Origin of the sequence: Pseudarthrobacter albicanus (assembly GCF_018224015.1) — a bacterium.
GTDB classification, from domain to species: domain Bacteria; phylum Actinomycetota; class Actinomycetes; order Actinomycetales; family Micrococcaceae; genus Arthrobacter; species Arthrobacter albicanus.
On record NZ_JAGPOT010000006.1, the window covers coordinates 72,946 to 98,678 of the forward strand.

The 25,733-nt window shown below is 68.2% G+C and carries 27 protein-coding genes and 1 pseudogene; 17 read left to right on the forward strand and 11 right to left on the reverse strand.

All coding sequences use genetic code 11. The annotated features are described in order from the left end of the window. Positions 1-468, reverse strand: coding sequence for a hypothetical protein (locus tag J9611_RS02085; protein WP_211877315.1), 468 nt, complete (start codon positions 466-468; stop codon positions 1-3). A 727-nt stretch (positions 469-1,195) separates the two neighbouring features. Here J9611_RS02085 and dnaB point away from each other — a divergent pair. Beyond that, positions 1,196-2,575 carry a replicative DNA helicase gene (dnaB, locus tag J9611_RS02090; RefSeq protein WP_211877316.1) on the forward strand — a complete coding sequence of 460 codons (1,380 nt, stop codon included), beginning with the start codon at positions 1,196-1,198 and terminating at the stop codon, positions 2,573-2,575. A 52-nt stretch (positions 2,576-2,627) separates the two neighbouring features. Here the strand turns inward: dnaB and J9611_RS02095 are convergent, their stop codons facing one another. Further along, complete coding sequence (locus J9611_RS02095; RefSeq protein WP_211877317.1) at positions 2,628-3,611, reverse strand: acyl-CoA thioesterase; 984 nt, start codon at positions 3,609-3,611, stop codon at positions 2,628-2,630. 121 nt (positions 3,612-3,732) lie between these two features. Then, on the reverse strand, positions 3,733-4,230 hold the full coding sequence (locus J9611_RS02100; protein WP_211877318.1) for a LysR family substrate-binding domain-containing protein: 498 nt from the start codon (positions 4,228-4,230) through the stop codon (positions 3,733-3,735). 123 nt (positions 4,231-4,353) lie between these two features. Between J9611_RS02100 and J9611_RS02105 the strand changes: the two are divergent. Together J9611_RS02105 and catC are read left to right on the forward strand one after the other, a co-directional pair. Continuing rightward, a pseudogene (locus J9611_RS02105) lies at positions 4,354-5,654 on the forward strand (short-chain fatty acid transporter). Between the two features lie 93 nt (positions 5,655-5,747). Beyond that, complete coding sequence (gene catC / locus J9611_RS02115; RefSeq protein ID WP_211877320.1) at positions 5,748-6,026, forward strand: muconolactone Delta-isomerase; 279 nt, start codon at positions 5,748-5,750, stop codon at positions 6,024-6,026. 89 nt (positions 6,027-6,115) lie between these two features. Here catC and J9611_RS02120 read toward each other — a convergent pair whose 3' ends face one another. Continuing rightward, positions 6,116-6,550: a DoxX family protein gene (locus tag J9611_RS02120; RefSeq protein WP_211877322.1), complete on the reverse strand. Its 435-nt coding sequence runs from the start codon at positions 6,548-6,550 to the stop codon at positions 6,116-6,118. Between the two features lie 260 nt (positions 6,551-6,810). Here J9611_RS02120 and J9611_RS02125 point away from each other — a divergent pair, with 260 nt between their 5' ends. The 3 genes from J9611_RS02125 to J9611_RS02135 all read left to right on the forward strand — a co-directional run bounded on the left by J9611_RS02125 (position 6,811) and on the right by J9611_RS02135 (position 9,222). Further along, positions 6,811-8,091, forward strand: coding sequence for an MATE family efflux transporter (locus J9611_RS02125; protein WP_211877428.1), 1,281 nt, complete (start codon positions 6,811-6,813; stop codon positions 8,089-8,091). A 92-nt stretch (positions 8,092-8,183) separates the two neighbouring features. Further along, positions 8,184-8,777, forward strand: a complete 594-nt coding sequence (locus J9611_RS02130; RefSeq protein WP_211877324.1) for a hypothetical protein — start codon at positions 8,184-8,186, stop codon at positions 8,775-8,777. Positions 8,778-8,862: 85 nt separating this feature from the next. Continuing rightward, complete coding sequence (locus J9611_RS02135; RefSeq protein WP_211877429.1) at positions 8,863-9,222, forward strand: hypothetical protein; 360 nt, start codon at positions 8,863-8,865, stop codon at positions 9,220-9,222. Positions 9,223-9,246: 24 nt separating this feature from the next. Here J9611_RS02135 and J9611_RS02140 read toward each other — a convergent pair whose 3' ends face one another. Beyond that, positions 9,247-9,789, reverse strand: coding sequence for a CGNR zinc finger domain-containing protein (locus J9611_RS02140; RefSeq protein WP_211877326.1), 543 nt, complete (start codon positions 9,787-9,789; stop codon positions 9,247-9,249). 159 nt (positions 9,790-9,948) lie between these two features. Here J9611_RS02140 and J9611_RS02145 point away from each other — a divergent pair, with 159 nt between their 5' ends. Beyond that, positions 9,949-10,932 carry an EamA family transporter gene (locus tag J9611_RS02145; RefSeq protein ID WP_211877430.1) on the forward strand — a complete coding sequence of 328 codons (984 nt, stop codon included), beginning with the start codon at positions 9,949-9,951 and terminating at the stop codon, positions 10,930-10,932. A gap of 82 nt (positions 10,933-11,014) precedes the next feature. Next, positions 11,015-11,287: a DUF2277 domain-containing protein gene (locus J9611_RS02150; protein WP_211877333.1), complete on the forward strand. Its 273-nt coding sequence runs from the start codon at positions 11,015-11,017 to the stop codon at positions 11,285-11,287. Positions 11,288-11,344: 57 nt separating this feature from the next. Here J9611_RS02150 and J9611_RS02155 read toward each other — a convergent pair whose 3' ends face one another. The 4 genes from J9611_RS02155 to J9611_RS02170 form a co-directional block, all read right to left on the reverse strand. Further along, a complete protein-coding gene (locus J9611_RS02155; protein ID WP_246527266.1) occupies positions 11,345-13,684 on the reverse strand; it encodes a heavy metal translocating P-type ATPase in 2,340 nt (779 codons plus the stop codon). A gap of 140 nt (positions 13,685-13,824) precedes the next feature. Beyond that, the gene (locus J9611_RS02160; protein ID WP_211877338.1) at positions 13,825-14,055 is read right to left on the reverse strand and encodes a heavy-metal-associated domain-containing protein; all 231 of its coding nucleotides are present in this window, start codon (positions 14,053-14,055) and stop codon (positions 13,825-13,827) included. A 65-nt stretch (positions 14,056-14,120) separates the two neighbouring features. After that, positions 14,121-14,465 (reverse strand): metal-sensitive transcriptional regulator, encoded by a 345-nt coding sequence (locus tag J9611_RS02165; protein ID WP_211877339.1) that lies wholly within the window; start codon positions 14,463-14,465, stop codon positions 14,121-14,123. A gap of 249 nt (positions 14,466-14,714) precedes the next feature. Continuing rightward, positions 14,715-15,233 (reverse strand): universal stress protein, encoded by a 519-nt coding sequence (locus J9611_RS02170; RefSeq protein ID WP_211877340.1) that lies wholly within the window; start codon positions 15,231-15,233, stop codon positions 14,715-14,717. 134 nt (positions 15,234-15,367) lie between these two features. Here J9611_RS02170 and J9611_RS02175 point away from each other — a divergent pair, with 134 nt between their 5' ends. From J9611_RS02175 to J9611_RS02185, 3 genes are all read left to right on the forward strand, one after another. Then, positions 15,368-15,568 (forward strand): hypothetical protein, encoded by a 201-nt coding sequence (locus tag J9611_RS02175; protein ID WP_211877341.1) that lies wholly within the window; start codon positions 15,368-15,370, stop codon positions 15,566-15,568. A gap of 86 nt (positions 15,569-15,654) precedes the next feature. Continuing rightward, the gene (locus J9611_RS02180) at positions 15,655-16,788 is read left to right on the forward strand and encodes a WD40/YVTN/BNR-like repeat-containing protein (RefSeq protein WP_211877342.1); all 1,134 of its coding nucleotides are present in this window, start codon (positions 15,655-15,657) and stop codon (positions 16,786-16,788) included. 24 nt (positions 16,789-16,812) lie between these two features. Continuing rightward, positions 16,813-17,085: a MoaD/ThiS family protein gene (locus tag J9611_RS02185; RefSeq protein ID WP_211877343.1), complete on the forward strand. Its 273-nt coding sequence runs from the start codon at positions 16,813-16,815 to the stop codon at positions 17,083-17,085. A 4-nt stretch (positions 17,086-17,089) separates the two neighbouring features. Here J9611_RS02185 and J9611_RS02190 read toward each other — a convergent pair whose 3' ends face one another. After that, the gene (locus J9611_RS02190) at positions 17,090-17,326 is read right to left on the reverse strand and encodes a hypothetical protein (protein ID WP_211877344.1); all 237 of its coding nucleotides are present in this window, start codon (positions 17,324-17,326) and stop codon (positions 17,090-17,092) included. Positions 17,327-17,499: 173 nt separating this feature from the next. On the opposite strand from J9611_RS02190, the gene J9611_RS02195 reads away from it, so the two are divergent. Further along, entirely contained in the window at positions 17,500-18,576 is a 1,077-nt protein-coding gene (locus J9611_RS02195) for an ATP-dependent DNA ligase (RefSeq protein WP_211877345.1), read from the forward strand. A gap of 72 nt (positions 18,577-18,648) precedes the next feature. On the opposite strand, the gene J9611_RS02200 is transcribed toward J9611_RS02195, so the two are convergent. Next, positions 18,649-19,968: an MFS transporter gene (locus tag J9611_RS02200; RefSeq protein ID WP_211877346.1), complete on the reverse strand. Its 1,320-nt coding sequence runs from the start codon at positions 19,966-19,968 to the stop codon at positions 18,649-18,651. Positions 19,969-20,194: 226 nt separating this feature from the next. Between J9611_RS02200 and J9611_RS02205 the strand changes: the two genes are divergently transcribed. The 5 genes from J9611_RS02205 to pcaG all read left to right on the forward strand — a co-directional run bounded on the left by J9611_RS02205 (position 20,195) and on the right by pcaG (position 25,705). Next, the gene (locus J9611_RS02205) at positions 20,195-21,061 is read left to right on the forward strand and encodes an IclR family transcriptional regulator (RefSeq protein WP_211877347.1); all 867 of its coding nucleotides are present in this window, start codon (positions 20,195-20,197) and stop codon (positions 21,059-21,061) included. A 211-nt stretch (positions 21,062-21,272) separates the two neighbouring features. Next, entirely contained in the window at positions 21,273-22,154 is an 882-nt protein-coding gene (locus J9611_RS02210) for a shikimate dehydrogenase (RefSeq protein WP_211877348.1), read from the forward strand. Then, entirely contained in the window at positions 22,154-24,169 is a 2,016-nt protein-coding gene (locus J9611_RS02215; RefSeq protein WP_211877349.1) for a bifunctional sugar phosphate isomerase/epimerase/4-hydroxyphenylpyruvate dioxygenase family protein, read from the forward strand. Before J9611_RS02210 ends, J9611_RS02215 begins: the two co-directional genes overlap by 1 nt. A 38-nt stretch (positions 24,170-24,207) precedes the next feature. Next, entirely contained in the window at positions 24,208-25,116 is a 909-nt protein-coding gene (gene pcaH / locus J9611_RS02220; protein WP_211877350.1) for a protocatechuate 3,4-dioxygenase subunit beta, read from the forward strand. Next, a complete protein-coding gene (gene pcaG, locus J9611_RS02225) occupies positions 25,109-25,705 on the forward strand; it encodes a protocatechuate 3,4-dioxygenase subunit alpha (RefSeq protein ID WP_211877351.1) in 597 nt (198 codons plus the stop codon). The genes pcaH and pcaG overlap by 8 nt, the downstream gene beginning before the upstream one ends. Positions 25,706-25,733 lie beyond the last annotated feature (28 nt).

Below are 25,733 nucleotides of genomic sequence, written 5' to 3' on the forward strand. Positions count from 1 at the left end.
CTACAGCCGATCTACATAATTCTGGGCGGTCAGGAGATCTGAATGGGTTGCGTGGCGCAGCAGCCTGACGGCCTGGATCCTCTTGCCGTTGCGGGCCAGCGACTGGAGCTGCAGGGCGAACTGGGGGTTGAGCTGGCCGCCGGGCAGGACGGGGCCCTGATACCCGGGTTGCCCCGCGGCCGGGGCGGTGCCCGTCCGGGCACGCAGGGAGGTGCGGGCGTGCTCCGCTTGCTGCGACTGCTGTTGCTCGTTCTGGCTGGGGCGGGTGGCCGCATCCACCCGGGCCCGCGCCGCCGTTGCGGCCCGGACCTGGGCCGCGTAATGGGCCTGTGAGCGCACGGCCAGTTCCAGCTGATAGCGCTCCGCGTCGGAAATGCCGGAATCCCTTGGCTTGAGCGCCGTGACGACGGCCCAGAGCACTGCCGCGAGAACGAGGGCAGGCAGTATGACCAGCAGTACATCGCCCATGCCTAGAGCTTATGCCAGAAAGCAGTTATCCACAGCACCTTGAGGCAGAACGCCTACAGGGCGGCATGGCAGCCGTCAATTCCGCCCGGGCCCGTGACGCCGGCCACAAAATGCATGCAATTGGCGCTGTTTGTGGTCCGGAATCCGCCGTTGATTCCCGCCACCGGGATGCAAGCTGTGGATGAAGCCGTGCGAAACTATTTTTGTGTCCACAAGGTAGGCCTGGTGTTTCCGCAGGTCAGCGTCGGATTGAGTGCTGAAGTATTTTTCTATCCACAGCTCTTTGCACAGGCTGTGCACAAGCAGGAGGCACTAGTACACAGCTTTTCCACAGGGGCGGACACTGGCCGGGTTGGTGCCGGCCGGATCCGGGGATAACGTAGCGGGGTATCGGGCTGTGCATGCGGAAATCCTGGTTGCGCCGCACCGCGGGGCCGCGCAACGGACCGTCCTGCCCGGACACGGGGTCCGGGCTGTGGATAAAGCGGTGGCCGGGGCCGGCATGGCAGCGCGCCATCCCTGACGGGGCCGCGTCGACCGCCTGGCCGGCATCCGGCGAGGGAATCGCGACAATCGACAATACTGTCGGAGCCGCCTGATAGGAGTTAACCGGGCGGGGTACACCGGGTTACACGCCACTTTGCACCACAGCACATACCAAGGCACATGGTTTACACGCCGGCGGCGAACTGATATCCGCCACGGCACACAATGAAGGACGGCAGCTTTGTCAGTTACGCATCTGGACTCGGTCGAGGGCACGCGGGGATCTGACGTCAGCCGCAAACCTCCGCAGGACATTCCCGCGGAGCAGTCCGTGCTGGGCGGCATGATGCTGTCCAAGGACGCCATTGCCGACGTCGTCGAGATCCTGCGTGGACAGGACTTCTACCGCCCCGCGCACGAAACCATCTACGAGGCCATCATCGACCTCTACGGCCGGGGCGAGCCCGCCGACGCCGTGACAGTCTCGGATGAGCTGACCAAACGCGGTGAGATCAACCGGATCGGCGGCCCCGCCTACCTGCACGAGCTCATCCAGACCGTCCCCACCGCGGCCAACGCCGGCTACTACGCGGAAATCGTCGGCGAACGCGCTGTGCTGCGGCGCCTGGTCAACGCCGGCACCAAGATCGTGCAGCTGGGCTACGGCGCGGACGGTGAGGTCGAGGACCTGGTCAACCAGGCGCAGGCCGAGATCTATGCCGTGGCCGAGCGCCGCACGGCCGAGGACTACGTTGTCCTCAAGGACGTAATGGAAGCCACCGTGGACGAGATCGAGGCCTCCGGCCACCGCGGCGAAGGGCTGACGGGGGTGCCCACCGGATTCTATGAACTGGATGAGCTGACCCACGGCCTGCATCCGGGCCAGATGATCGTCATCGCGGCCCGCCCGGCCGTCGGCAAGTCCACCTTCGCCCTGGACTTCGCCCGCTCCGCGGCCATCAAGAACAACCTGGCCACGGTGATGTTCTCCCTGGAAATGGGCCGGAACGAGATCGCCATGCGGCTGCTGTCAGCCGAGGCCACCATCGGCCTCCAGGACCTCCGCAAGGGCACCATCAAGGACGAACAATGGTCCAAGATCGCCACCACCATGGGCCGGATGAACGACGCCCCGCTGTTCATCGACGACAGCCCCAACATGTCGCTGATGGAAATCCGGGCCAAGTGCCGCCGGCTGAAGCAGCAGCACGACCTCAAACTCGTGATCCTCGACTACCTCCAGCTCATGAGCTCGGGCAAGAAAGTCGAGTCCCGCCAGCAGGAGGTCTCCGAGTTCTCCCGTGCCCTGAAGCTGCTGGCCAAGGAACTCCAGGTGCCGGTGATCGCCCTCTCGCAGCTGAACCGTGGTTCCGAGCAGCGCCAGGACAAGCGGCCCATGGTCTCGGACCTCCGCGAATCCGGTTCCATCGAGCAGGACGCGGACATGGTCATCCTGCTGCACCGCGAAGACGTCTACGACAAGGAATCGCCCCGGGCCGGCGAGGCGGACATCCTGATCGCCAAGCACCGGAACGGCCCCACCAAGGACATCGTGGTGGCGTTCCAGGGGCACTACTCGCGCTTTGCCAACATGGCCGCCGACGCCGGCGGCGGCTTCTAGCCGCCCGGGGGCTGCGGCAGCCTGCAGCGCGCCGGGCACTGCCGGCGGATTGTCAGCCCGCCGGCTCCTGGGCTGCGGCCAGCAGGTGGTTGGGCAGCCGGTTTCCGGGGGCCCTGCCGCGGATTTCCAGCAACTCCCGGGCATGGGCGTGCAGCCGCTTGTCCTCCCCGGACACCGGCACCCACCGCGGGATCGGGACGGAGGTGCCGTGTTCATCGCGGGCGACCATGACAGTCAGGCAGTAGGTCGTGAGGTTCAGTTCCCGGCCCTTGGGATCCCCGGACCGGACATGGACGGCGATGTGCATGCCCTTGGTCCCCGTGTAGACCAGCCGCGCCTCGACTTCCACCACATCGCCGATCAGGAGCGGACGGTAGAACCGAACGCCGCCGGAGAACACGGCCACCGTGTCCTTCCCGCAGTACCGCGAGGCGCAGACGTAGGCGGCTTCGTCGATCCATTTCATGACGATTCCGCCATGAACCTTGCCGCCCCAGTTCACATCGGTGGGGGCGGCCATGAACCGCAGGACCACGCGCTCGGCGGTGCCGGCGTCGGTGTATTCCTGGGCGCTCATGGCCTGGACGATCTCCTCACGGACCTTGATCCGCGCCAGCGCATGGTCACGCTGCTCGATCTCCCCGGCCGTGGCGGGCTCAAACTGCGGCACCGGGATGGGTTTGCCGTCCTCACCCACCGCCACGAAGATCACCATGCACTGGCTGCGCATCGTGGCCGGACCGCCCTTCGGATCGCCGGACGAGACCACGGTGCGGATGTGCATCGAGGAACGGCCTGTGTAGACGATGGCGGCCGTGACTTCGACCATGTCGCCGCTGTTGACCGGATCGGCAAAGTGGATGTTGCCGACGTAGGCCGTCACGCAATAGGACTTTGACCAGCCGACGGCGGCCGCATAGGCCGCCTTGTCCACCCACTCCAGCACCGTCCCGGCGTCGACGGAACCGCTGTGGCCGACGTCGGTGGGGGCCGCAAGGAAACGCAGGGTCACGGAACTGGCGGCTGTTTCACTCATGCTGCGAGTTTACTGACAGGCCCGGCATCCCGCCGCGGGGAAAGGACATAAACGCCGCGCGTGCGCCACACACGGGCCGGCCCTCAGTCCAGGATGCGGCTGTCAGTCCAGGATGCGGCTGTCAGTCCAGAATCCGTCCCCTCGGCCGCTCCGGGGTCGGGAAAATCTCTTCCATGAGCTCCAGCACCGCTTGCGTGGCCCGGCTGACATGGTGTTTGGGCCACACGACGACGGCCGCCAGGTAGGTGGGGGAGCCCTGCAGTTCCCGATAGGTGAGCCCCGGGTGGCTGATGTGGCTCACCGAGGAAAGCGTCAGGGTGACGCCGACGCCGGCGGCGACCAGGCCGAGAATGGCATAAGAGTCCGGGGTCTCCTGCATCACGCGGGGCGAAAAGCCCGCTTCCAGGGCCAGCCGCATGGAAGCGTCGCGCAACGTCGCGCCCTGCGTGGCCGGGAAGCTGACGAAGGGTTCGTCGGCCAGGTCGTTGAGGTCCACGGTCTCCTGCGCGGCCAGGGCATGGTCCTCAGGCAGTGCTGCCAGCAACCGCTCGTAGGCAAATATGCGGGTGTTGACTTCCGTGCTGCGCACCGGCATCCGGGAGAAGCCGATGTCCAGCACCCCCCGCCGCGACCTGTGCCGGCGCGGACCCGGCTTACACCATCGACACGAGCTTGAGCTCGATGCCGGGCTCGGCCTTGCGGAGCGCCCTGGCCAGCGGCGGCAGCACCGCCCGGCGAGCTCATGCGCCGCTATCTGCCGGACCCCTTCGTTTTCGCCATCGTCCTGACGTTCCTCACCGTCATCCTGGCGATCGTCGTCGAGCAGCAGAGCTTCATTGACGTGACGGCGGCCTGGGGCAAGGGCTTCTGGTCGCTGCTGGCCTTCACGACGCAGATGGCGGTCATCCTGGCCATGGGCTACGACCTCGCCAAGGCTCCTGTCGTGGACCGGCTGATGGATGCGATCGTCAGCCGGGTCGAAACCCCGCGGACGGCCGTCATCGTGGCCACCCTGGTGGGGGCGGTCGGGTCCTACCTGAACTGGGGGTTCGGCCTCGTGATCGGCGGCATCATCGCGAAAAAGCTGGCCCTGCATGTCAGGAACGTGCACTATCCGCTGATCATCGCCGCTGCCTACAGCGGCTTCACCATGTACGGTCTGGGCCTCTCCGCCACCATCCCCATGGTCATCTCCACCCCGGGCCACCCGATGGAGAAGCAGATGGGCCTCATCACGCTGGCCGAGACCATCTTCTCGGCTCCGATGCTGATCACGGCCGCCGTCGTCCTCATCACGCTTCCGCTGCTCAACGGCATGCTGCACCCGAAGCCGGGGCAGACGGTCACCGAGATTGACCGCGCCCTGCACGCCGCGGCCCCGGCCAAGTCCGAGGCAGCGGACCTCGATGCGAACACCATCGCCTCGAAGCTGAACAACAGCCGCATCCTGGCGGCCGGCATCGGCGCGCTGGGCATGGCGTACGTGGTCATCAATTTCATCCGCGGCGGCGGCGTGGACCTGAACCTGATCAACTTCTTCATCCTGTTCCTGGGCATCCTGCTGCTGGGCACCCCCAATGCCTACCTGCGCCAGCTGAACGAGGGCATCAAGACCATCTCCGGCATCATCCTCCAGTTCCCCTTCTACGCCGGCATCATGGCGATCATGGGCGCCTCGGGACTCGTTCGACCATCTCGGGCATCTTCACCAGCATCTCCACGCCCGAGACCCTGCCGTTCTGGGGCCTGGTCAGCTCGTTCCTGATCAACTTCTTTGCCCCCTCAGGCGGCGGACACTGGGTCATCCAGGGTCCGTTCATGATGGACGCCGCCAACGCGATCGGCGCCTCGCCTGCCCAGACCGCCATGTCGGTAATGCTCGGCAACGCCTGGAACGACCTGGTCCAGCCGTTCTGGATCCTCCCGGCCCTGGCCCTGTCCCGGCTCAAGCTCAAGGACATTATGGGCTACACCGTGATCATGATGTTCTGGGTAGGCATCATCTACATTGCCGCCGTCCTGCTCTGGGGTTTCCTGGGCTAGGCAGGCCAAGCAAGGCAGGGAAGGCCTCCGGCCGGTCCGCACGGCAGTCCCGCACGAATGAACCCGAACGAACCCGAACGAAAGAGAGAACCCATGTTGTTCCTGGTCCGCATGGACGTCCACATTCCCGTAGACATGCCCGCCGAGAGGGCGGCCGAGATCAAGGCTGTGGAAAAGGCCTACTCGCAGAACCTTCAGCGCGAAGGAAAATGGCGCCACATCTGGCGGGTAGTGGGCGAATACTCCAACTACTCGGTCTTCGACGCGGAAAGCAATGACGAGCTGCACGACATGCTCTCCGGCCTGCCGCTCTTCCCCTACATGGACATCGAGGTCACGCCGCTGGCGAAGCATCCCTCCGACATCCACTAAGCAGGTCCAGAACCTGACAGCGCACGACGGCGGGCAGCCACCCTGGGGTGACTGCCCGCCGTCGTGCGCTGGGTTGTTTGGGGGAGGGGCTACGCGAGGATGCTGAGCTTCGAGTTGGCGCGGCCGAAGAGGGCGCGGTCCGCGGAGAGCTTTCCTGCGCCGACCAGGGCGACGGCCACGGCGGCGCCGGCCAGCAGGAGCACCAGCTCATAGCCGCCGGTGGCGGCAAAGACGCCGGCCGAAACATGTACCAGGAAGAAGGCGCCCAGCATGTCCAGGGCAAGGAGGGCGGCGAAGACGCGGGTGAGCACGCCAACGATCAGGGCAACGCCGCCGACGAGCTCAAGAGTGGCGATGACCGGGGCTGCCAGCCCGGCGGCCGGAACGCCCATCTGCGTAAACGCAGCTTGGGTGCCGGCAATGGTCCATTCGTTGAATTTCTGCAGGCCGTGGGCGGCGAAGAGGAATCCGGTGATGACGCGCAGGATGGTGCGGGCCGTGGTGGTGAGTGCTGGCTGGTTCATGTGAGGTGCCTTTTCTGGAATTGGGGGAGGGGCGCTGCCCTGGGCGTCGGTGTACAGCCTTAAGGTTGCAGCTTCAACTCCTAGTCTTCCGATATTTTGTTGAAATGTCAACTAATCGGGGTGGGATGTGGCGCATTTCCCGTTAGGGTGGATCCGTGCATCCCTCTCCGCCGCCGCCCGCAGCGCCGCCGCCAGCAACGCCCGCAGCGGCCGCAAAGCCGCCGGCCGCCGGGCACCGGCGGGACATCCTGAGCCTCGCCGTGCCGGCCTTCGGCGCCCTGATCGCCGAGCCGCTGTTCCTGCTCGCGGACTCGGCCATCGTGGGCCATCTTGGCGTGGCCGAGCTGGCCGGCGTCGGGCTGGCGTCCGCTGTACTGCACACGGGGGTCGGGCTCATGGTCTTCCTGGCCTACGCGACCACCCCGGCCGTGGCGCGGGCGGTCGGCCACGGCCAGCTCCCCAGGGCCCTCGCGGCCGGGCGCGACGGCGTCTGGCTGGCGCTCGTGCTGGGCACCGTCCTGGCCGTGGCGGGGTTCCTCGCCGCGGAACCGCTCCTGGACCTGATGGGCGCGCGCGGCGAGGTGCGGACATTCGCGGTGGACTACCTGCGCTGGTCCATGCCAGGCCTCGTGGCGATGCTGCTCATCTTCGCCGGGACCGGCGTGCTGCGGGGGCTCCAGGACACCCGGACCCCGCTGGCCGTGGCCGGCGCCGGCTTCACCCTGAACATCCTGCTGAACCTGGTCCTCGTCTACGGGCTGCACTGGTCCGTCACCGGCTCCGCCGTCGGCACCAGCATCGCCCAGTGGGCCATGGCGGGCGTGTACGTGCTGATGGTCCGGAGCCATGCCCGCCACCACGGGGTCTCCCTGCTCCCCGACTGGCGCGGCATCCGGGCCATGACCAGGGTCGGCTCCTGGCTCATGCTGCGCACGCTCAGCCTGCGCATCGCGATCCTCGCCACGGTCCTCATGGCCACCGCCCAGGGCCCCGTCAACCTGGCCGCCCACCAGCTTGCGATGACCATCTTCACCTTCCTCGCGTTCGCCCTGGACGCCCTCGCGATTGCGGCCCAGGCGCTGATCGGCAAGGAGCTCGGCGCCGCGCACGCCGGCGCGGCCCGCGAACTGACGCGCACCATGACCCGCTGGGGCCTCGGGTTCGGTGCCGTGACCGGCGTCCTGCTCGCCGCGGTGGCGCCGTGGGCCGGGTTGCTCTTCACCTCCGACGCCGACGTCCGGGCCGCCCTGACGCTCGCCCTGTGGGTGCTTGCCGCCGGCCAGCCGATCGCCGGCTACGTCTTCGTCCTCGACGGGGTCCTGATCGGCGCCGGTGACGCGCGGTACCTGGCGATCGCCGGCGTCGTCAATCTCGCCGCCTACCTGCCGCTGCTGCTGGCCGTCCGGCTGTCCGGGGCCGGCGGCGGCGCGGCGCTGCTCTGGCTGTGGGCCGCGTTCTCGCTCGGCTACATGCTCGCCCGGGCCCTCACGCTCGGGCTCCGCGCGCGGACGGACCGCTGGATGGTGCTCGGTTCGCACTGAGTTGTTCCCCTTGAGGTTCCCATTGAGGCGTTCCCGCTGGCGCGCCGGCTCATCCGGCGCGGAGTGGATCCGCTTCGCACTAAACTGGACGGGTGACTCTCCCCGCAGCCCCTGACGCGTCCACCGCATTGCCCGCCGCCGTGGACCTCTGGAAGCCGGTGCTCGTCCGGGCCGCCGTCGCGCTCGTGTTTGGCGCGCTGACCGTGTTCTGGGGTGCGCCGTCCGTGGCCGGAATGGGCTGGGCCGGCGGGGCCTACCTGTTGGCGACCGGTGTGGTGCTGATCTGGAGCGTGCAGAAGGCCGGATTCCGGACAGGGGCGCCCGCCGGCAAGATCGTTTCCGCGGCCGGTGCCGTTCTGGCCGGAACCGGCGCGGCAGTCGCCCTGATTTCCGGCGGGCTCGTTTTCGGGACCATCGCGGCCCTGGGCCTGAGCCTCGCGGGGGTCGCGGAGCTGTACCTCGGCATCACCGGCCGCGGCCGCTCCGTGCTGGCACGCGACTGGATCGCCTCCGGCGTGATCGGGCTCGGCACGGCCGCCGCATTGCCGTTCTTCACCGGCCTGGGCCCCCACGCGCTGCTCGGTGTTGCCGGCGGCGGGGCCATCATCAGCGGAGTGCTGTGGGGACTGGCAGGCCTGACGCTGCGGCACGATGCACAGGGCAATTCGGCGGAGGCCGTAAACTAGTACCGACAGGTTCTACCTTGCGTAGAACGATTGCGGTAACAGACCCGCCACGCCTGCCGGGCGTTGGCGGCAGGAGGACAGTACCCTGGCACAGCAGAAATCCGGAGAACCGCGCGGCCTGCGGACCTCGGTCAAGGGACCGCTCATGTTCTCCGCGTTCTGGGGCGTGGTGGCTTTCGTCGGCGTCCTGATCTTCGCCTCGGGCGGGAGTGCCCGCTCGCCCCGTTTTGACCTGGCCTTCATCGGCGGAGGCATCGCCTTCATCGTGATCCTCGTGGTACTCGCCATGCTCTCGATGAGCCACAAGGACAACCCCGAGCACCTCGGCAAGGGCTCCGGCGTCAACCTGAGCTCGAAAAAGCCCTCAACGGGCCACGGCGGCTCCACCCGGCCCGGGCCCGGCGCTTCCGGGGCTCCGGACGCGCCCCGCGACGACCTCGGCTAGGAACGCCGGGACGGCGTCCGCTCCTTAGGACGCGGCCTTCCGCGCCCGGTACGCGGCCACGTGTGCCCGGTTGGCGCAGTTTCCCGTGTCGCAATAGCGTTTGGAACGGTTCCGGCTCAGATCCAGTACGACGGCGTCGCAGTCCTCGGCGGCGCACACCAGCAGCCGGTCCATCTCCTTGCTGCGGATCACGTCAACCAGGGCCATGGCGGCCTCGGTGCTCATCCGGTCCGCCAGGGGCGCGTCCGGCGTGGTTGCGTGCAGATGCCAGTCCCATTGATCGTGTTTGACCAGTTGGGGGAGCGCCCGCGCCTCGCTGAGCAGCCGGTTGACGGTCTCCACGGCGGTGTCCTCATCGGCGAGCCAGAGCGCGGCGAGCCGGCTGCGGAGCCGGTGGACGCTGGCCAGCTCGGCCGCGTCCCGGGTCCGGGAACCGGTGAATCCCTCGGCCGCCAGGAAGCGGTCCAGATCCCCGGGGGTAGACAGTTGCTCCTCACCGTTGGCCGCGCTGTTGATGAGGTTGACCACCGAACGCAGGGCAATTTCCGTGTCAGGGGCAAAAACCATCTTGACTCCTTACCTGTACCCGGCGTACTGTCATGACCATAACCCCACTTTACTCCTGACAGGAGACAGCCCGTGTCTGCCGCACGCCGCCCCGCCGACGCACCGGTCACTGCCCCCGCCGGGCAGGGTCCTGGAACAACCGGCCTGGCTTCAGGCTTCATGGCCTCGGGCCTGGGTGTGGCCCTCTTCTCCTCGGCGGTGTTCGGCCTTTCCGGCTCGTTCGCCAAAGCGCTGCTGGAGACAGGCTGGACGCCCGGTGCCGCGGTCACGGCCCGGCTCACCGGAGCCGCGCTGATCCTGGCGATCCCGGCCATCCCGGCGCTGCGCGGACGCTGGCACCAGCTCAGGGACAACTGGCTCACCGTCCTGCTCTTCGGCCTCATCGGGGTCGCCGCCTGCCAGCTGTTCTACTTCAACGCCGTGTCCCGCCTGTCTGTCGGTGTCGCCCTCCTGCTCGAGTACCTGGCACCCGTCATCATCGTGCTCTGGCTCTGGGCGGCCAGCCGGAAACGGCCGCGGCCGCTGACCATCGCCGGCACGCTGCTGTCCCTCGGCGGGCTGGTCCTGGTCCTGGACCTCACGGGGGCCGTGAAGATCGACCTCATCGGCGTCCTGTGGGGGATCGCGGCCGCCGTCTGCCTGGCCATTTATTTCTTCATCACCGCCAAGGAGAACGACACCCTCCCGCCGATCGTCCTGGCCTCCGGCGGGCTGATGGTGGGCGCGGTCGTGATGTGGCTGGCCGCGGCGACGGGCCTGCTGCCGATGGCGTTCAGCACCTCCGACACGAAGCTTGGGCCCTGGATCACTCCGTGGTGGATGCCCCTGGCGGGGCTGGTGGTCATGGCGACCGTCCTGGCCTATGTCTCCGGCATTGTCGCCGCGCGGGCCCTCGGCTCGAAGGTGGCGTCTTTCGTCTCGCTGACCGAGGTGCTGTTTGCCGTAATCTGGGCCTGGCTGCTGCTGGGGGAGCTTCCCGGCCCCATCCAGCTCCTCGGCGGGCTCCTTATCGTGGGCGGGGTGGTGCTGGTCCGCGTGGACGAGCTCCGCGCGGCATCCCGGCCCGGCGCAGTCCCCCGGCCCGACGGGGTTCTGCCGCCGGCGGCGCTGGCCCGCGCGAACGACGTCGAACCCGTTCCCTAAGCTGCGGTGCCCTCTGCCGGCGGTTCCAGCGACCGCGGCCGCCGGCCTCGATCCCAGGCCTTCCGGAGATTAACATGGTGATATGTGCCGCAACATCCGGACCCTGCATAACTTTGAGCCCCACGCGACCACGGCTGAGGTGGAGGCCGCCGCGCTGCAGTACGTGCGCAAGATCAGCGGCAGCACGAAGCCGTCCAAAGCCAACGAGGAAGCCTTCAACCGGGCCGTCCACGAGATCGCGCACGCCACCGCGCACCTGCTGGATTCGCTGGAAGCGCATGCCCCGGCCAAGGACCGGGCGGAAGAGGCGGCCAAGGCGCGTGCCAAGGCCGCCGTCCGCTTTGGTACCGCCTGAACCGCCCATCCACGCACCGCCTGGGGTCTGGGGCCGGGTGCCCCGTCACGGTAGCCACTATTTGCCGAAGCCGCGCAGCCGCAGTGAATTGGCCACCACGAGCACGGAGCTCGCGGCCATCGCCGCTCCCGCGATCATCGGATTGAGCAGGCCCAGGGCCGCCACCGGAATGCCGACCGCGTTGTAGAAGAAAGCCCAGAACAGGTTGGTCTTGATCGTGGCGAGGGTCCGGCGGGACAGTTCAATGGCCTGCGCCACCTGCCCGAGGTCGTTGCCCATGACGGTCAGGTCGGCCGCCTCGATGGCCACATCCGTGCCCGAGCCCATGGCGATGCCCAGGTCCGCCTGCGCCAGCGCCGCAGCATCGTTCACGCCGTCCCCGGCCATGGCCACGGTGGCACCCCCGGCCTGCAGCTTCCGCACGGCCTCGACCTTGCCCTCCGGCAGCACGCCCGCGTACACATCCTCGGGGCTGATCCCGACGGCGGCGGCCACCCGGGCGGCCAAGGCGGCGTTGTCGCCGGTCAGCAGGATCGGACGGAGCCCGAGCTGCCGGAGCCGGGCGACCGCGGCGGCCGAGCCGGGCTTGACGGTGTCCCGCAGGCTGATGAGGCCCGCGGCCTGGCCGTCCACGGCGACCCAGATGGCGCTGGCCCCTGATTCCTCCGCCGTGCGGAGGGCGAGCTGCTGCGCCGCCGTGAAGGCGACGCTGTTCTCCCGCAGCCAGCCGGTGCGGCCCGCCGTGACGACCCGCCCTTCGACGGTTCCGGTGACGCCGCCGCCGGGGGCGGAACGGAAGAACTCGACGGCGGGAAGCCTTCCGGCGCCGCTGTTCCGGCTTTCAGCAGAACGTGCAGCGGCGGCGATTGCGCGGGCAATGGGGTGCTCGGAGGCGGCCTCCACCGCCCCGGCGAGGCGCAGGACCCCGGTCCCGTTGAAGCCGGCGAAGGCCTGGGTGCCGTCGACCGCGAGGTGGCCGGTGGTGACCGTACCGGTCTTGTCCAGCAGGATGGTGTCCACCGTCCGGGTGTCCTCCAGGACCTGCGGGCCCTTGATCAGGATGCCCAGCTGCGCGCCCCGGCCGGTTCCGGTGAGGAGTCCGACGGGAGTGGCCAGTCCCAGGGCGCAGGGGCAGGCAATGACCAGCACGGCGACGGCGGCCGTGAAGGCGGCGCGGAGTCCGGCGTCGCTGATCACCGGTCCGGACAGGAGGAGCCAGGCGGCGAAGGTGAGGGCGGCGATGAGCAGGACGACCGGCACGAACACGGCGCTGATGCGGTCCGCGAGGCGGGCGATCGGAGCCTTCCCGGTCTGGGCCTGGGAGACGAGCCGGCCCATCTGGGCCAGGGTGGTCTCGGAGCCCACGCGCGTGGCGCGGACCAGGAGGCGGCCGGAGGTGTTGATGGTGGCGCCTGTGACAGGGCTGTCCGGACCGACGTCCACCGGCACCGATTCGCCGGTCACGAGGGAGGCATCGACGGCGGAGGAGCCGTCAATGACGACGCCGTCGGCCGCGATCTTCTCGCCGGGGCGGACCACGATGACATCGCCCACGCCCAGCTGGTCGGCGCGGATCTGGTGTTCGTGGCCGTCCCGCAGGATGGTGGCATCCTTGGCGCCGAGGTTCAGCAGGGCCTTGAGGGCATCGCCGGCCGCCCGTTTGGCGCGGGCCTCGAGGTAGCGGCCCAGCAGCAGGAACGTGCTCACGACAGCGGCGGTTTCGAAGTAGAGCCCTTCGGAGCGCGTTTCCATGTCGGGCGAAGCCGTCAGCAACGGGTCTGCCAGCAGCTGCCAGGCCGAAAAAACGTACGCCGCAGTCACGCCGATGGATACCAGCGTGTCCATGGTGGAGGCGAAATGCCGGGCATTCAGGGCCGCCGCCCGGTGGAACGGCCATGCCGACCACGTGACGACCGGCAGCGCCAGGGCCCCCGCAACCCAGCCCCAGTTGGCGAACTGGAACGCCGGGAACATCGAGATCAGCAGCACCGGAACGCTCAGGACGGCCGCGAGGACCAGCCGCGGGCGCAAGCGGCTGGCTGGGTGCGCCGCCGGTCCGCCATGCTCTGCATGCTCGCTCGTTCCTCCCCACCGGCCCCCTAGCCTCGCAAGCTCGGCCAGGGAACCCTGCCGGCGTGGCCCCAGCTTAGACGCATGCTGCCGCATGCCGGCACCGTCGACGCTGTGGTCAAGCGCGGTAGGGCTCGTGTACACCGGAGCCCGGCGGACTGTTGCCTGGTAGCCTGCGGCGGCCACCGTCGCGGTGATCTGCTCGTCGGTGACGCCCGCGGGGACGGTGACCTGGGCGGATTCCAGCGGGAGGTTGACCGAGGCTGCCACGCCGTCGAGCTTTCCGAGCTTGCGTTCGACGCGGCTGACGCACGAGGCGCAGGTCATGCCCTGGATGTCGAGTTCGATCACCCGGGTTCCCGGCTGGTCCAGCAGCTGATCTCTATCCACGGTGCTGCTCACGGTGCCTTCCTGTCCTTTTCTGCTCTGTCCCGGCGGCGTGCGGGCTGATGACGGGGCGCCGGTGCTCATGCTTCGTTGGCGACCACCAGGTAGCCCGCCTCGGCGATCGCCTCGCCGATTTCGGACGAGGACAGTGCCGTGTCCGAGGTGATCGTGACCGTGGAGATGCCGCCGGCGTTGAGGTCGACGTCGATCTTTTCGACGCCGGCGAGGGCCTCGAGTTCCTCGCTCACCGAGGACACGCAGTGGCCGCAGGTCATGCCGGAAACGTTGACGGTGGTGGAAACTGTGCTCATGGCTTGCTCCTTGTGGGGGACTGATGGTGGTTTATCAGCCCGATGGCGGGTGGGTGGTGTTGCCGCTACCGCAGCAGGCGGCCGATGGCATCGGTGGCCTCTTTGACCTTGAAGTCAATCGCTTCAGCCCGAAGATCCGGGTCCGGCTCGGAGGCAGCACCGAGCACGCAGTGGCCGATGTGTTCTTCCACGAGTCCCAGGCTGACGGCGTGCAGGGCCTTGGTGACGGCGGCGACCTGGGTGAGGATGTCGATGCAGTACTTGTCCTCATCGACCATCCGGGCAATGCCGCGCACCTGGCCTTCAATCCGCTTGAGCCGGCGAAGGTAGGCCTCCTTGTTGGCGGAATAGCCGTGCTGCTGCGTTTCTGTATCCTCAGCAGCGATGAGGGGAAATTCGGGCTCGTCCATGAGAACAGCATATACCCCCTAGGGGTATCCAGCAACTGCCTCCGCGGCTATCACACGTTCCCCACGGTCCGGACATTAAAAAACTCCGGAGTGCGTTATTGGGGGATACGCACTCCGGAGCAACTATGGGGTGGGCGTCCTTGCCCACAGAAACAAGCTTACTGGTCGGTGCCGGAAGAAAGCCAGCACCCCGGGTAAGTACTTTCACTTTATTTTCCTGTGCCGTTCGCCGCCGGTTCACGCGCCGCCTCACCCGCCCCGCGCCGGGCCGTCCGGAGTCCGGTCCGGAGACCGTGCCGGAACGATCAGGACCGGATGGTCCTGATGATGGCTCAGCCAGGCGGCCACGGAGCCGTTGAGCGCCGCGGAGATGCGGTGGCCCAGCCCGCGTTCGGGTGTCCCGACGATGATCATTGCCGCCCCGGATTCGGCAGCGAGCCTGCCGATCGCCCGGGCGGGATCCCCGGCGAGGGTACGCAGGGACCAGTCGACCCCCTGGCCGGCGAGGGCCGCCTCGATCGTGGACCGCAGCCCCTGGGCCGCCGCCCGGATCTCGTCGTCGTCGGTGTCCGGGTGCAGGGAAAGCCGGTGGGCGGAGCGTGCCGGATCCCACTCCACGAGGTAGCTTGCCTCGTCGACGTAGGCACAAATAACCGGGACGGCGAGGCTCCTGGCCAGCGACGCCGCGGTTTCGAGGACCTCGGGGTGCTGGCCGGGATGCACGCCCACTACCAGGGGAGCCGGGCCGCTGCTGCGCGCTGAAGACATACTCAATTCTTTCCCCTGGGCGCCGGCCTGAACAGGGATTACTCCCCGGACTTCCGGACTTGCCACGCAAAGGTGGCTATTGAACACCCCCGGCGCGGGGCATAACGTTGAAGAACGAGGAAAGGGTGACCGCCGTGGAAATCTTCATGTGGTGGCTGGATCTGGATCTGGCGTGCAAGGAGTGGCTGCGGGAAAACCTGCGTGCCACCGAGTTGCCAGTGGAGGTGGTGCAGAGCATCGCGGCGGCCGGTGGACCCGGCCAGGACGATGTGGCGGGGGTGCTGACCGAGGCGGACTGGGACTTCATCGAGACGCAGTCCGAATTCGTCGACTGACTCCCCGCCCCGTCCGGGGCGCTGCCTCCGCTCGGCGGAAACAAGCAGCCCAAAATGCATTGCGGCCATCCTTCGGTGGTGGTTGCATGGAGGGCATGGCTACCGCAGAGAGTTATGTCCTGGCGATCGGAACCAAAAAGGGGCTCTGGCTGGCAACAAGTCCGGACCGCAAGGACTGGTCCCTTTCCGGCCCGCATTTCCTGATGAGCGAAATCCCCAGCATCGGCATTGACAGCCGCGACGGACGCACCCGGATCCTGGTGGGAGTCCGCTCCGAGCACTGGGGACCCACGGTCTTCCACTCCGATGACCTGGGCGCAACGTGGGACGAGCCCGAGCAGGGCGCCATCCGGTTCCCCGAAGACGCCGAGGCGGCGCTGGAGCGTGTCTGGCAGATCCATCCCGACTCGGAAGCCCGGCCGGGAGTCGTCTGGGCCGGCTGCGAGCCGATCTCGGTCTGGAAATCAACCGACGGCGGTGAGCACTTCGAGCTCAACCGGGGGCTCTGGGACCATCCGCACCGCAAGGAATGGGGCGCCGGCTACGGCGGTGCCGCCGCCCACTCGATCGTCATCGACCCGAGCGGTGAGAAGGTGCACGTCGCCATGAGCACCGGCGGGGTTTACCGCTCGCTCGACGGCGGGGCCTCCTGGGAGCCGCGCAATAAGGGGATTTCCGCCTACTTCATGCCCGATCCCAACCCCGAATTCGGCCAGTGCGTCCACAAGATCGCCGCGGACGCCGCCGTCGACGGCCGTCTGTACGCCCAGAACCATCACGGCGTCTACCGCAGCGATGACGACGCCGAGAACTGGCAGTCGATCGCCGAGGGGCTGCCCGCGGACTTCGGCTTTGTCATGCTGACGCACCCGCGCCGGGCGGGCACCGCCTGGGTGATCCCGTTGAAAGCCGACAGCGAACGGATCCCGCCGGACGGCAAGCTGGCCGTCCACCGGACCGACGACGCCGGCGGGAACTGGAAGCGGCTCCACACCGGGCTCCCGGAAGCCGAGTACAACGCGGTGCTCCGCGATGCCGCCTGTGTCGACTCCGCCGAGCCCGCCGGCGTCTACTTCGGAACGCGCGGCGGCAGCGTCTACGCCAGCGACGACGAGGGCGAACACTTCACGGAGCTGGCCTCGCACCTGCCCGACGTGCTGTGCGTGCGGGCAGCGTCCGTCCCCGCAGACCTGCTCGCCGGCGTCCCATCGAGGCCGTGAGCTGCCGTGGCGTCGGAGATAAGCGTGCTGCTGCCCAGCGTCCTCCAGCCGCTCGCCGGCGGGCAGTCGAGCCTGACTGCACCCGCGGACGGGACGGTGACGGTTCAATGGCTGCTGGACTCGCTGGCCGGGGACTACCCGGCGCTCTCGAGGCGATTGCGGGACGAGACCGGCACGATCCGCCGCTACGTGAATATATACGTCAGCGGGAATGAGATCCGGCGGCTCCAGGGCCTGGCGACTGAGGTGGCACCCGGCCAGGAGGTCCTGATCCTCCAGTCCGTGGCCGGCGGCTGACGCTTCAGGCGACCCGCCAGAGCGTGCACTCGTCCGCGTTGATCGCCTTCCGCGAGCCCGACTGGCGGTCCATGATCCAGATGACGCCGATTCCCGGGGCGGTCTCCTGGACGCAGCCGCGGCGGATCACGACGTCGTCGTAGTCCGGTCCTACCTTCAGGCGGGCCTCGATCTCGTCGCCGCGGTGCAGCTGGTCGAGGGCCCGGACACGGGTTACATGGGCTTTGGCTTCCTTCAACATGGCGGGGCCTCCTGGACTGGAGCTTGTGCCTGCTGTTTGCCGGCACCTCCAGTGTGGCGCGCCGATGTTGCCGCCGCGTTTCGGCCCGGTAAGCGGTGGGTTAGTTCTGCGCGCCGGCACTGTTACCGGGCGGGGGGTTGGCGGAAGGCGGGCGTGGGGCAAGAATGGGCACTATGCGACTGCCGCTGATGCCCCCGATTGCGCCGATGCTCGCGAAGGCCGTGGATGCGTTGCCCGAAGGGCCGGTGAGTTTCGAACCGAAGTGGGACGGCTTCCGGTCCATCATCTTCCGCGACGGCGAGGAAGTGGAGATCGGCAGCCGCAACGGCAAGCCGCTGACCCGGTACTTCCCCGAGCTGGTCGCGGCGCTGAAGGCGAATCTGCCGCCGCGCTGCGTGGTCGACGGCGAGATCATCCTGGTCGGGGCATCCGGGGACCGGCTGGACTTCGATGCGCTCCAGCAACGGATCCACCCCGCCGCGAGCAGGGTCAGGCTGCTGGCCGAACAGACTCCGGCACGGTTCGTCGCGTTCGACCTGCTGGCGCTGGATGAGGAGGACTTCACCGCACGGCCGTTCACCGAGCGGCGGGCGGCGCTGGAACGGGTGCTCGCTGACAGCACGGCGCCAATCCATCTGACGGCCGCGACCCGTGACCGGGAGACCGCCGGGCAGTGGTTCCGCCGGTTCGAAGGCGCGGGCCTGGACGGGATCGTGGCCAAGCCGCTGGACGGCGGGTACCAGCCGGACAAACGTGCGATGTTCAAGATCAAGCATGAACGCACCGCCGATTGTGTCCTCGCCGGCTACCGGGTGCACACGAGCGGGCCGGACCGGATCGGCTCGCTCCTGCTGGGCCTCTACGACGGCGACGGATCGCTCACCAACGTGGGGGTCGTGGGCGCTTTTCCGATGCAGCGCCGCAAGGAACTTTTTGAGGAACTCCGGCCGCTCGCCACCGGCTTCGAGGATCATCCGTGGGCGTCGGCCCGGCAGGAGGAAGGGACCAGGACACCGCGCAATGCCGAGGGCAGCCGGTGGAGCGGCGGCAAGGACCTGTCCTTCACGCCGCTCCGCCCCGAGCGCGTGGTCGAGGTGAAATATGACCATATGGAAGGCGAACGGTTCCGGCACACGGCACAGTTCGTCCGCTGGCGCCCGGACCGCGATCCGCGGACGTGCACCTATGAACAGCTCGAAGAGCCGGTCAGCTACGATCTCGCCGAGGTCCTGGAAGCCGGCCGCCGGTAACCGCCCGCCTACGCCGACGGCGGCCCGCCCCGGGAAGGGACGGACCGCCGTCGTACGTCGTGCCACGGAACCTCAGCGCAGGCCGAGTTCCTTGGTGGGAACCTTGTACGTTTCCCTGGCGGTCAGCGCCGAGATGGCAGCGATGACGCAGATGACCGCGGTGAAGATGCTGATCTGGACCCAGCCGCCGGGCTTGATGCCGCCCATGGCCGCCACGATGGCAGGTGCGAACCCGGCCATCAGGAAGCCGAGCTGGGTGCCTATCGCCAGGCCGGAAAAGCGGACCTTGGTGCTGAACATCTCGGCGTAGAAGGAAGGCCAGACGGCGTTGGAAGCGGCGTAGCCGAAGGAGAAGAAGCCGATGGCGGCGAGGAACATCAGCGGGACGCTGCCGGACTCCAGGCTCAGCAGGAACACAGGCGTCAGGATCGCGCTGGACAGCGCCCCGTAGATGAAGACCGGCTTGCGGCCGATCCTGTCCGCGAGCTTGCCGAAGAGCGGCTGGGTGCCGAGTGCGACGAGGTTGGCTCCGACGACGAGCCACAGCGTGGTGGTGCCGTCCACGCCGGCGACGGTCTTTGCGTAGCTGATGGCCAGCGTTCCGAACACGGTGGAGACGGCGGCGATGAAGGCACAGGCGATCACGCGGAGGACATCGCGCCAGTGGTGCTTGAGGAGCTCCGCGACGGGGAGCTTGGCGATCTGTGCGGTCTTCTGGGCTTCCTCGAAAGCCGGCGGCTCGTGCAGGGTGCGGCGGATGAAGAACGCCACCAGGACCACGACGGCGCTGAGCCAGAACGGGATGCGCCAGCCGATGCCGTACTTGATCTCATCCGGCAGGGCCAGGACGGGGATGAAGACGAGGGCGGCGAGGATCTGGCCGCCCTGCGTGCCCGTCAGGGTCCAGGAGGTGAAGAAGGAACGGCGGTTGTCCGGGGCATGCTCGAGGGTCATCGAGGAGGCGCCGGCCTGCTCGCCGGCCGCGGAGAGACCCTGGCACAGGCGCGCCAGCACCAGCAGGACGGGGGCCCACCAGCCGACGGTCTTGAAGTCAGGCAGGCAGCCGATGATGAAGGTCGAGGCGCCCATCAGCAGCAGCGTGAACATGAGGACCTTCCGCCGGCCGACGCGGTCGCCGAAGTGGCCCAGGATGACGGCACCGACGGGGCGGGCCACATAGGCGAAGCCGAAGGTTGCGAAGGACATGATGGCGGCGTTGGCGTCGGCGTCGGGGAAGAAGACCTTGGGGAAGATCAGGGCGGCTGCGGAGCCGAAAATGAAGAAGTCGTAATATTCGACGGCGCTGCCCAGGAAGCTGGCGAGGGCTGCCTTCTTCGGCGTCCCGGCCGGTGCAGCGGTGCCCGGGCTCGCGGACGGAAGTGTCTGGCTCATGGTGTTCCTTTGCTGTGACGACGGTGTCGCGGATGGATCAGGAGTTACCCAGCTGCCGTTCCTCTAAGTCTGCGGCGGCCGGAGGCCCGTTGAAAAGACCCGGACCAGTAGCCACATGGTGGAAGCTACTTGTGCGATATAGCAATAATGACTGTGAGTGTTGTCACTTGTCAAGAAAAATAATCACCATCTAGAAATAGCTCTCACGATGTGGCAATATAGGGGCATGAGTGTGAATCAAGACACAGACCTCGACGGCGCCGCCCCGCCCCCCGCGGGCCCCGCCCGCGAGGCAAATGCCGGCACGACAGCCATGGCAGCCAAGGGGGTCAAGGAAGACTCCCGGACGGACATGGTGGGGAAGGCCCTGGGCCTGCTGGTCCTGCTGGGGGATGAGCCGCGCGGCGCCAGCGCGGCCGAGCTCTCCCGCCGCGCCGAGCTGCCGTTCAGTACCACCTACCGCCTGCTCGGCTCCCTGACGCGGGACGGCTTCGTGGACTACGAGCCGGACGGCCGCCGCTACCGCCTGGGCCTGCGCGTGTTCCAGCTGGGCCAGCGTGTCTCCAACCATCATGGTTTCGCCGGCACCGCCCTGCCCGTCCTGCGGCGTGTCACGGACGAGACCGGTGAGGCCACCATCCTGTCCGTGCGCGACGGCGACCACCATCTGACCGTGAACAAGGTCGATGGCCCCCAGACCTTCCGGGTCACGAGCGACCCCGGGCATCTGGGCGCGCTGCACACCACATCGGTGGGCAAGGCGCTCGTGGCCTTCGCTGACGACGCCGCCCGCACCCGGCTTGTCGACGGGCTGGAGCTGGAGCCGCTGACCGAGTTCTCCATCACGGACCGGGACGCCTTCCGGGCCGAGATCGAGCTGGTCCGGCGCCGCGGCTACGCCACGATGGACGAGGAAAACGAGCTGGGCATGCGCGCCGTCGCCGTCCCGGTCTTCGACTCCCAGGGCCACGCCTTCGCGTCGCTGGCCACTGCCGTTCCGGTCTTCCGGATGGGCATGGAGGCCCTCGTGGCCCTCGTTCCGCTGCTTCAATCCGCCGCGGCCGAGCTGTCGGCCAGGCTTCCCCAGCGATGAAAACCGCCCCGGCCGCGGCCGGCGTCCGGGAGCCGGAGGCCCCCATCCGGGAGCCGAAGGGCCGCGGCCGCCGTCGTTCTGAATTGTTCGCCATAAGAACAACAGTGCAACATGTGAACATTTGCGGTACTGTAATCCCCATCACCCGGCCCGCCGGCGACGCCGAGCGCGTCCCCGCCCGCCGCGTGCCATTGTCAAAGGAGCTACACGGATGAGCAATCGAGCAGAGTCCTTCCTCGTGGGACTGGTGGGTGACGGTGTCATGCCGTCGCTTACGCCCTACATGCACGAACGCGAAGGCGATGTGCAGGGCCTGCGGTACCTCTACCGCCCCATCGACCTCCTTGAACTCGGGCTGCCCGGCCGGTCCGTCGGGGAGCTCCTGACCGCGGCACGGCGGCTCGGCTTCAACGGCCTGAACATCACCCACCCCTGCAAGCAACTGGTCCTGGAACACCTGGACGAGGTCTCGTCCGACGCCCGGCGGCTCGGAGCGGTCAATACCGTGATCATCCGGGACGGCCGCTTTGTCGGCCACAACACGGACTTCTCCGGGTTCGCCGCCGCCCTGGCCTCGGGCCTGCCCGGCGCGAGGCTGGACCGGGTGGTCCAGCTCGGAGCCGGGGGTGCCGGTTCCGCCGTCGCCTACGCCCTGCTCACCGCCGGCGTCCGCGAACTGGACCTGGTGGACACCGACGCCGCACGCTGCGCGGCGCGCGCGGCCGAACTTGCCGGATTCTTCCCGGCCAGCACGGTCACGGCGCGGACGACGGCGGAGCTGCCGCGGCTGATGCCGCTGGCTGACGGCCTCGTGCACTGCACCCCGGTGGGCATGGCCGCCCATCCCGGCGTCCCTCTGGACATGTCCCTCGTGGAGTCCCGGCACTGGGTGGCGGACATCGTGTACCGGCCGATCGAAACCGAGCTCGTCCGCGAAGCCCGGGCCAAGGGGTGTGCCGTGCTGGACGGCGGCCGCATGGCGGTGGGCCAGGCAGCCGACGCCTTCCGGATCTTCACGGGGCTCGAGGCCGACGCGGACCGCATGCGCGCGCACTTCCTGGAACTCGTGGCCGCGGAAGAGGTGGCCGCCTGATGCGTACCGGAATCGCCACCGTCTGCCTCTCCGGCACCCTGCGGGAAAAGATGCAGGCCTGCGCCATCGCCGGCTTCGACGGGATCGAAATCTTCGAGCAGGACCTCGTCACGTCCCCCCTGAGCCCGGAAGACGTCCGGAAGATGGCCGCCGACCTGGGCCTCACCCTGGACCTCTACCAGCCGTTCCGCGACTTCGACAGCGTTCCCGAGGACCTCCTCGCCGCCAACCTGCGCCGGGCCGGGGCCAAGTTCAAGCTGATGTCCCGCCTGGGCCTGGATACCATCCTCGTCTGCTCCAACGTGGCCACCGCAGCCATCGACGACGACGAGCTCCGCGCCTCCCAGCTCGCCCGGCTCGCCGCCCTCGCCGGGGACCACGGCATGAAGGTGGCGTACGAGGCCCTCGCCTGGGGCAAGTACGTCAACGACTACGGGCACGCCCACCGCCTGGTGGACATGGTGGACCACCCGAGCCTGGGCACCTGCCTGGACTCGTTCCACATCCTTTCCCGGGACGCGGACACCGCCCCGATCGAGGGCTTCGACCCTAAGAAGATCTTCTTCGTCCAGGTTGCCGACGCCCCCAAACTCTCCCTGGACGTGCTCTCCTGGAGCAGGCACTACCGGGTCTTCCCGGGCGAAGGGCAGTTCGACCTCGCCAAGTTCATGGGCCACGTCGTCCGGGCCGGCTACACCGGTCCGGTGTCGCTGGAAGTCTTCAACGACGTCTTCCGGCAGTCCGATGTCGAGCGCACCGCCGTGGACGCGATGCGCTCCCTGATCTGGCTTGAAGAGCAAACCGCCAAGTGGCTCGACGCAAACCCCGTCCCGGCCGCTGAAGGTGCCGGACGAGGCGGAAGCGACGGATCCGGCGGGGCCACCAGGGCCGCCGGCCGCCGTCGCTACCCGATGGAACTGGCCACCCTGCCGCAGGTGGCAGAACCCGCCGGCTTCAACTTCGCAGAGGTCAGGGCGGCGGACACCGCCAGCCTGGAAACCCTGCTGGGCCAGCTGGGGTTCGCGTTCAACGGCCGCCACCGGACCAAGAATGTGCAATTGTGGACCATGGGCCACGCGCGCGTGATCATCAACGAACAGCCCCCGGCTGCCGATGGCACTGCCGAGGGGGCCTCCGCCTCCGGAACCGGCACCGTAAACCCTGGCACCGCCATCGCGCCGGCCATTTCCGCCCTGGGCTTCGACGTCGATTCCCCGGTGATTGCCGCCGCGCGGGCCCAGCAGCTCAAGGCTCCGGCCGTGCCGCGCAAGAGCCAGGCCGACGAGGAAATCTTCCAGGGCTTCGCCGCCCCGGACTCCACCGAGATCTTCCTGTGCCAGGGCAGCCCCGACGGCACCGCCGCGTGGACCCGCGAATTCGGTGAAGGACTGGAAGTCGCGCCCGCCGCAGGCGCCACCCCGGGCCATGGCGCCGTGATCGACCACGTGAACCTGGCCCAGCCCTGGCAGCACTTTGACGAGGCCGTGCTCTTCTACACGAGCGCCCTGGCCCTGGAGCCGCAGCCGTACGCGGAGGTCGCCAGCCCCACCGGGCTGGTCCGGTCCCAGGTGATGCTCACCGAGGACCGGGGCGTCCGCCTCGTCCTGAACCTGGCCCCGCTCCTCCAGCACAGCGCGGGCCCCGCAGACGGAACCGGCCAGCGCAGGACGTACCAGGAACATATTGCCTTCGCGGTGGACGACCTCGTGGCCACGGCCCGCGCCGCGCGGGACCGCGGCCTGGACTTCCTCCGGATCCCGGCCAACTACTACGAGGACCTGGACGCGAGGTTCGGGCTGGATCCGGACTTCCTGGCCACCCTCCGCGAGCTCAACCTGCTCTATGACCGCGACGCCGACGGCGAGTTCCTGCACTTCTATACCGCCACCGTGGGCAGCGTGTTCTTCGAAATGGTTGAACGCCGCGGGGCCTACGACGGCTACGGCGCACCCAACGCCCCGGTGCGCCACGCCGTCCAGTACGACCACCTGCACCAGCTCAAACTCACCATCTGACCCAAGCCGAACCACCACCGAAATGAAAGGAGGCTGCTGTGCCTGAAGAAGTCACCATCGACATTTTCAACGCCGACCCGATCACCGAAGACGTCTCGGACGACGCCACGGAAGCCGCACCCACGACCCACGCCAGTGCTGTCCCTGCCCTGGATGCCGCCGCGGAGTCGCAGGCGGACCTCAGCGCCGAGATGAAGGCCATCGGCGAGGCCTACGCCCAGGCGCTCAGGAACGGCGCCGCGGCGGAAACCCAGCCCCGGCTGGACTACGCCCCCTACCGCAGCAGCGTCCTGCGCCACCCGACCAAGGACCTGCACCACGCCGACCCGGAGACCATCGAAATGTACTCGCCGGCGTTCGGGCACATGGACGTCCACGCCCTCGAATCGGACCTCACCATCGCGCACAACGGCGAACCGCTCGGCGAACGCATCATCGTCTCCGGCCGCGTGCTCGACGGCGACGGCCGCCCCGTCGCCGGCCAACTCGTCGAGATCTGGCAGGCCAACTCCTCCGGGCGCTACATCCACAAGCGCGACCAGCACCCGGCACCGATCGACCCCAACTTCACCGGCGTCGGCCGCTGCATCACGGGCGCCGACGGCTCCTACAGCTTCACCACCATCAAGCCCGGCGCCTACCCGTGGAAGAACCACCTCAACGCCTGGCGCCCGGCCCACATCCACTTCTCGCTGTTCGGGCAGGAATTCACGCAGCGGATCATCACCCAGATGTACTTCCCCGGTGACCAGCTCTTCCCGCTGGACCCGATCTACCAGTCGATCCTGGACCAGGACGCGCGGGACCGGCTCGTGGCCACCTACAACCACGAGCAGACCACGCCCGAATGGGCCCTGGCATACAACTGGAACATCGTCCTGACCGGCTCCAAGCGGACCTGGACCGAAAACGAGGCTCTGGGAGCAGACGGAGATGACCATGAGTAACCCCACCCCCACCAGACTGACGCCAACCCCCGGCCAGACCGTAGGACCCTTCTACGGCTACGCCCTGCCCTACAACAAGGACCGCGAGCTGCTGGCCCCCGGCACCCCGGACTCCATCCGGCTCCAGGGCACCGTGTACGACGGCGCCGGCCACCCCATCCCGGACGCGATCCTGGAAATCTGGCAGGCGGACGCCGAGGGCAATGTCCCCCACCGCACGGGATCCCTTGTGCGGGACGGCTACACCTTCACCGGCTTCGGCCGCAGCGCCGTCGGCCACACCGGCGTGTACACCTTCACCACGGTGAACCCCGGGCCCACCAAGGCCGGTGCGGCGCCCTTCATCTCGGTGGTGGTTTTCGCCCGCGGCCTGATGAACCGGCTCTTCACCCGGGTCTACCTGCCGGAAAACGAGGACGCCCTGGCCGCCGACCCGCTGCTGCGCTCCCTCGAGCCGGAACGCCGCCGGACCCTGATCGCGCGCCGGGACGCCGACGGCGGCCTCACCTGGGACATCCGGCTCCAGGGCGAGGGCGAAACCGTCTTCCTGGATTTTGAAGGATCGGATGCCGGGGGCGCCGCGCAGTGACTGATCCGCACCGCTCCGGCGGCGACGC